This window comes from uncultured Corynebacterium sp. (assembly GCF_902489365.1).
In the GTDB taxonomy this organism is placed as follows: Bacteria; Actinomycetota; Actinomycetes; order Mycobacteriales; family Mycobacteriaceae; genus Corynebacterium.
The window spans coordinates 1-6,587 of the sequence record NZ_CABTZR010000098.1 but is presented as its reverse complement, the minus strand read 5'-3'; the positions used below and the strand labels follow the sequence as shown (position 1 = coordinate 6,587).

Genomic DNA, 6,587 nt, shown 5'->3' with positions numbered 1-6,587 from the left:
TGGCGCGTCACCCGCGTCACCGACATCTTCCCCGAACTGACCTCCGCTTTTTAACACACTCACAGAAAGACATTCATTATGCGCCGCTTCACCGCTCTTGCCGCCACCGCCCTTACCCTGTCCCTCTCCCTCACCGCCTGCTCTTCCGACTCCGATAACGGTTCCGATTCTGCCAAGGGCTCCGATGAGAAGCTCACCCTCGCGCTCATCCCGAACGAGAAGGTCAATGACCTGGTGACCACCGCGAAGCCGCTGACCGATTACCTCTCTGAAGAGCTCGGCGTGGAGGTCGAGGGTGTCGTGACCAAGGATTACCAGGCCGCCGTCGAGGCCATCGGCTCCGGCCAGGCTGACATCGCCATCGCCTCCGCTGCACAGCTGGCCTCCGCTGAAGACATGTACGGTGCTCACGCCGTGCTGCAAGATGAGCGCTTCGGTGCAGATTCCTACGCCGGCCAGTTTGTCACCAACAACCCGGACAAGTACTGCGAAGATGAGCCAGTCAAGTCCACCTACGCTGCCAGCGGCGCCGAGTACCTGTACTGCAACGGCACCGCCACCGCAGACGAGAACAAGGGTCAGGGACCGAAGGGCCTCGAGGCACTGAAGAAGATCGATGGTGAGACCACCGTCGCTATGCTCGGCGCCACCTCCCCGGCCGGCTACCAGCTGCCCGTCATGGCGATGGAGTCCCAGGGTATCGACGTCGATAACCTCAAGAAGGTCCCGGTGACCTCCAACGATGCTTCCATCATGGCGGTTTACAACGGCGATGCCGAGGTGGGCTTTAGCTTCTGGGACGCACGCTCCACCATCGACTCGTCCGAGGCTCCTGACTTGGCTGAGAAGCTCGTCGTCTTCGGATACACCGACATGTACCCCAACGGCGGCGTCGTCATTTCGGACGATGTCCCAGAAGAGCGCCGCAAGGAAATCACCGAACTCATGGATGGTTTCTCTGAGGTCGACCCAGACACGATGTCCGCCATCTTCGATATCACCGACTGGGTTCCGGCTAAGAAGGAATCCATTGACATGGCGCGCAAGGTCAACGAGCGCTTCGCGCAGTAGGTTCGCGCTCCTCCACTGCCCATTTCCCACTCAGAAAGGTTCCCCATGACGGAGGAGAAGGCGTGGGGCATTCGGTTCGAGAATGTCTCGGTGCGCTACCCCAACGGAACGCTGGCGCTTGACGACGTCTCCGTGGACATCGCCCCCGGTGAATTCGTCGCCATCGTCGGCCTCTCGGGTTCCGGTAAGTCCACGTTCATCCGCAGCATTAACGGGCTCGTTAAGCCGACGTCCGGAAAAATCTTCGTTGGCCCCCACGAGATCTCCGCCGCGAAAGGCTCCCAGCTGCGTAAGCTCCGTGGCCGCATCGGCATGATTTTCCAGGAGTTCAACCTGGCAGATCGCGCGAGTGTGTTCGCCAACGTGCTCGTTGGCCGCTTCTCCCACAACCCTGGCTGGCGCACGCTGTTAGGTATCTCTACTGCTGAGGACAAAGCGGTTATCGCCGAGGCATTGGAATCCGTGGGCATCCTCGACAAGGCGTGGAACAAGGCCGGTGCCTTGTCTGGCGGCCAAAAGCAGCGCGTGGCCATCGCCCGCGCCCTCTCCCAGAAGCCGGCCATTATGTTGGCCGATGAACCCGTGGCGTCCCTCGACCCGCCTACCGCGCACTCCGTCATGAAGGATCTCCGCCGCATCAATACCGAACGTGACCTCACCACATTGGTGAACCTGCACCTTGTGGACCTGGCCCAGGACTACGCGACACGCATCATCGGCATTCGCCACGGCAAGATCGTTTTCGATGGCCCCGCCCAGGGGTCCACCGTGGAGGATTTCGAGGCCATTTATGGCCGCCGGATCCGCGAGGAGGACCAGCTGGGGAGCCAAGGGAGCACAGTATGACAGCCGTGCTTCCTCCTCGTCAGCGCAACTGGCCCGGCATTCTCGGTGGGCTCGCCGCGTTCATCGCGCTGACCATCGCCACGTGCATCCCCGCTTGGGGCGGAATTGACATCCACCTGGGTCAGATCGCGCGCAACTGGCGCAACGGTGCCGACAGGCTCGCGCAGATGTTCACCCCGGATTGGTCGATCCTTCCGCGCACGTGGGAGCCTCTGCTCGAGACCCTAGCCATGGCCGTGGTGGGTGCCGCCATCTCCGCGGTGATTGCCCTTCCGCTGTCGTTGTGGGCTGCGCGCCCGACGAATCCGTCGACGCCGTGGCGCACACTCGTGCGCGGTATCGTCAACGTTATCCGCGCGGTACCCGACCTCGTCTACGCCACCATCCTCGTCGCCATGCTCGGCGTGGGTGCCCTCCCGGGCATTATTACGCTGGTGCTTTTCGACGTCGGCATCGTGGTCAAGCTCGTCTCTGAAGCGATCGACTCCGCTGATGACTCCTACATGGAGGCCGGCCGCGCCGCTGGTGGTACGCAGAATCAGATCAATCGTGTGACTGCTCTCCCACAAACCTGGCCTGCCTTTGCCAGCCAGGTCATTTACTCTCTCGAACTCAACGTCCGTATCTCCGCGGTATTGGGACTCGTGGGCGCGGGTGGCATTGGCTTGCTCATCGATGAGGTCCGTGGCTTCTATCGCTACGATGCGCTTTCCGCCATCGTGCTGGAGCTGCTCGTCGTCGTCATCACCCTCGAGGTCGTATCCGTCAACCTGCGAAAGAGGTTGCGATGAGCACTGCACTTCCAGCAACTGCACCATCCGCGCTACCTTCACGTTCCCGCAGCTGGGGTGTTTGGGCTGCGTGGGCCGGAATTTTGGTCATCCTCGCGCTGTCTTTCGGTTACATCGATGTCAACTTGTCCGCGCTCAAAGAGCTCCCCGCCAACATCTGGCACTACCTCGTACTCATGTTCTCGAACCCGGACTGGTCCAAGCTTGGTGAAGCACTCCTCCAGACGTGGCGCTCCGTGGCCATGGCGTGGATCGGCGCGCTTCTTGGCGTAGTGCTTTCTACAATCCTCGGCGTCCTCGCCGCGAACACTGTCTCCCCTGGCTGGGTATGCCTGCCGCTGCGCGCGCTCTTCGCCATCATCCGCGCGGTCCCGGAGATCATCATCGCCATCATTATCCTGACAGTCACTGGACTCACTCCCTTTACAGGTGCGCTCGCCTTGGCGATCGGCGGCATCGGTACACATGCCAAGTGGACCTATGAGGCCATCGAAACCGCGCCGACCGGCCCGGCTGAGGCCGTCAAAGCCTCTGGCGGCACCCTCGCAGAAATGGTGCGTTGGGGAACGTGGCCAATCGTCCAGCCTGAATTAGCATCCCTGGCGCTCTATCGCTTTGAGATCAACGTGCGTACCTCCGCGGTCCTCGGCCTCATTGGTGTCGGTGGCATCGGTGATATGCTCACCGGCTATACCCAATACCGCCAGTGGGACGTCGTCGGCGTCCTGCTCATCGTGGTCATCGTCATCACCATGTCCATCGACGCCATCTCCGGCGCCATTCGCCGCCGGATTGTGGCCTCCACGTTCACCTGATTCTTGTCCTCCCATGATTGATTTCGCCCCGCCGTCCGCACACATCACTACGCGCATGCCGAGCCTGCAGCCCATCGAGCAGCGCGTGGCCCAAGCCATTTTGGAGGACATGGACTTTGTCCTCCACGCCACTGCGGACCAGCTGGCGGCTAAGGTGGGAACGTCGCGTACCTCCGTCATCCGCACCGCAAAGGCGCTGGGCTATGACGGATACCAGCAACTGCGCGTAGCGCTCACGCAGGAAATCGCGCAGCGCCCGAAACCGCTTCCTGACGCCGACTCCACCCACGTCGGCCGCATGTCCGCCGAGATTGCCTCCTTTAGCAACTACTTGCATGGGCTCACTGCCCTGCTCAACGAGGATGAGCTGACCGCAACGGTGGAGGTATTGACACAGGCCAGGCGCGTCCTCGTCGTGGGCAACGGCCTCTCCGCTCCCCTAGCGCAAACCATGGCGCTGCGACTGACAAGCATCGGGCGCCCCGCCGAGTTCGTAGCGGAGGCCATGGGCCAGCACATCGCCGCGACGCAATTAGATAAAGACAGTGTGTGCCTCGTGGTCTCCGGATCCGGATCAACCACGCTCACGCTCAACGCCGCCACCGCAGCCTTCGAAGCGGGTGCAAAGCTCATCGCGCTGACCTCGTTTACCTCCTCGCCCCTGGCGGAGCTCGCCTCCTACACGCTGGTCATCCCCTCCCCTGATGGGACGTTTCGCGCGGAGCTGCAGGATGCCTCCCGAGTGGCCTTCCTGCTGGTTTTGGAGGCGCTCGTCACGCTGGTGGATTCCCACCTCGATGATTCCGCGGCGCGGCGCACGGTACTCTCCGTGGTGCAATCGGCGATGGAGGATTAATTACCCACGTAGGCGTAGGCTGCGGCGATGAGTGCCTGGGTCGCGGTAGTCAGCGTCGGCTGCAGCTCCGGCGCAAAGCGCGGGTTGTGGTTGGGAATTGATGCGCCATCGGTACGGCCGCCGAAGCCCCAGAAGCAATAGGGAGCGCCGAAGGCATCGGGGATCCGCGAGAAGTCCTCCGATGCGGTCCACGGCTCCATATCGAGGACATTGCCGCTCCCCAGGACGTCGATAAGCTGGGCGCGCACCTTTTCGGTCACGTCTTCATCGTTGACGGTGAGGGGGAAATTATCGCTCTGCAGGATCTCCGGCTCGCGCGGGGACATCGCTGCCCGGCACTCCGCCTTAACAATGCGGTGAATCGCCTCAACGATGTGATCCCGGACGTCTTCGTCATAGGCACGGATGTTGATGCATAAAGTCGCCGAACCCGGAATGATATTGGCCTTCGATCCCGCCTGCAGGGCGCCAACGGTCAACACGGCGAAGTGGTGAGGGTCGACCTCACGGGAGACAACTGTTTGCAGCCGCAGAACGATGGAGCTGGCGAGCACCACCGGATCAACGCTGAGGTGCGGCATCGAGCCATGAGAACCGTTACCATAAACGGTGACGGTGAGTGAGGTCGCTGTAGACAAGACCGGGCCGGACGCGATGAGTACGCTGCCAGCGGGGGCATTCTTATCAATGAAGATGTGCTGGCCAAAGGCCACGTCAGGGGTGGGGACTTTATCGGTGAGGCCCGCGTCCACCATGGACTGAGCACCCTCGGCGGTCTCTTCGCCCGGCTGGAACAGGGCGATGAAGGTACCGGACCACGCGTCAGCGGCCTTCGCCAGCGCCTCCGTGGCACCCAACAAAGCGGTCACATGGGCATCGTGGCCGCAGGCGTGCATTGCCTCGCCCGTAGCGGAGTAGTCCAGGCCGGTGTCCTCTGTGATCGGCAGGCCGTCGAAATCGGCGCGCTCCAAAACGGTCGCTCCTTCGCCGTTGCGGAGGATGCCGACTACTCCCCCGCCGAATTCCAGCACCTCAACTCCTGGAAACTCCTGGAGCTTATCCGCGATAACACCGCGGGTACGCTCCTCCTCCATGCTGAGCTCAGGATGCTGGTGGAGATCCTTGTAGAGAGCTTCTTGCCACTGCGTGGCCTCTGCTGCGCGGTCTAGGATGTGGGCGATACTCATGCCCACAGCCTACGCACTATGAGCGCACGAGTTAGCCGCCGATCTTGAAATCGCAGACGTCGCCATCCTGCATGATGTACTCCTTGCCCTCCTGGCGCACCTTGCCAGCGTTGCGGGCCTCAGCCATGGAGCCAGCGGCGTCTAGGTCATCGAAGGAGACGATTTCGGCCTTGATGAACTTCTTCTCAAAGTCGGTGTGGATAACACCCGCAGCCTGCGGAGCCGCAGAACCCTGCTTGATGGTCCATGCGCGGGCTTCCTTCGGGCCTGCGGTCAGGTAGGTCTGCAAGCCGAGGGTGGCGAAGCCGGCCTTGGCCAACGTCGCCAAGCCAGGCTCTTCCTGGCCCACCGACTCGAGCAGTTCCAGTGCCTCCGCCTCATCGAGCTCAAGGAGGTCGGTTTCGGTCTGGGCATCGAGGAAGACGCATTCCGCAGGGGCGACAAGCTGGCGCAGCTCCTCCTTTTTGGCGTCATCGGTGAGCACGGCCTCATCCGAGTTGAAGACATAGAGGAAGGGCTTCGCGGTCATGAGGTGCAGCTCGCGCAGGAGGGATAGGTCGATCTCGTTGCTCTTGGAAGCGGCGAAGAGGGTGCGGTCATCTTCCAAGATGGCCTGGGCCTTCTTGGTCTCCTCCACGGTCTCTGCTAGGTCCTTGTTCTTGCGGGCTTCCTTTTCCAAGCGCGGCAGGGCCTTCTCGATGGTCTGCAGGTCCGCGAGGATGAGCTCGGTATTAATAACGGAGATGTCGTGCGCCGGATTGACCTCACCGTCGACGTGGATCACGTTCTCATCGGCGAAGGCGCGCACCACCTGGCAGATGGCATCGGCCTCACGGATGTTGGCGAGGAAGGCGTTGCCCATACCTTCACCCTTAGACGCACCCTCCACGATGCCGGCGATATCCACGAAGGACACGGTAGCCGGAAGGATGCGCTCGGAGTTGAAGATTTCCGCAAGGCGGTTCAGGCGGGAATCGGGGAGCTCAACGAGGCCGACATTGGGTTCAATGGTGGCAAACGG

Annotated in this window: 7 protein-coding genes; 5 read left to right on the top strand and 2 right to left on the bottom strand. The window is 61.9% G+C overall.

Annotated features, from left to right (window positions below):
* Positions 1–78: 78 nt before the first annotated feature.
* The 5 genes from RDN59_RS10775 to RDN59_RS10755 are packed head-to-tail and all read left to right on the top strand — an operon-like array spanning position 79 to position 4,379.
* A complete protein-coding gene (locus tag RDN59_RS10775) occupies positions 79–1,071 on the top strand; it encodes a phosphate/phosphite/phosphonate ABC transporter substrate-binding protein (protein WP_308607837.1) in 993 nt (330 codons plus the stop codon).
* 45 nt (positions 1,072–1,116) lie between these two features.
* The gene (gene phnC / locus RDN59_RS10770) at positions 1,117–1,917 is read left to right on the top strand and encodes a phosphonate ABC transporter ATP-binding protein (RefSeq protein WP_308607836.1); all 801 of its coding nucleotides are present in this window, start codon (positions 1,117–1,119) and stop codon (positions 1,915–1,917) included.
* On the top strand, positions 1,914–2,708 hold the full coding sequence (phnE, locus tag RDN59_RS10765; protein ID WP_308607835.1) for a phosphonate ABC transporter, permease protein PhnE: 795 nt from the start codon (positions 1,914–1,916) through the stop codon (positions 2,706–2,708). Before phnC ends, phnE (RDN59_RS10765) begins: the two co-directional genes overlap by 4 nt.
* Positions 2,705–3,523: a phosphonate ABC transporter, permease protein PhnE gene (phnE, locus tag RDN59_RS10760; protein WP_308607834.1), complete on the top strand. Its 819-nt coding sequence runs from the start codon at positions 2,705–2,707 to the stop codon at positions 3,521–3,523. The genes phnE (RDN59_RS10765) and phnE (RDN59_RS10760) overlap by 4 nt, the downstream gene beginning before the upstream one ends.
* A 13-nt stretch (positions 3,524–3,536) precedes the next feature.
* Positions 3,537–4,379: a MurR/RpiR family transcriptional regulator gene (locus tag RDN59_RS10755; RefSeq protein WP_308607833.1), complete on the top strand. Its 843-nt coding sequence runs from the start codon at positions 3,537–3,539 to the stop codon at positions 4,377–4,379.
* On the opposite strand, the gene RDN59_RS10750 is transcribed toward RDN59_RS10755, so the two are convergent.
* Positions 4,376–5,566 carry an amidohydrolase gene (locus RDN59_RS10750; RefSeq protein ID WP_308607832.1) on the bottom strand — a complete coding sequence of 397 codons (1,191 nt, stop codon included), beginning with the start codon at positions 5,564–5,566 and terminating at the stop codon, positions 4,376–4,378. The two genes, RDN59_RS10755 and RDN59_RS10750, sit on opposite strands and share 4 nt — an antisense overlap.
* A 31-nt stretch (positions 5,567–5,597) precedes the next feature.
* The coding region (gene ychF / locus RDN59_RS10745) for a redox-regulated ATPase YchF (RefSeq protein ID WP_308607831.1) at positions 5,598–6,587 on the bottom strand (990 nt) is incomplete at its 5' end.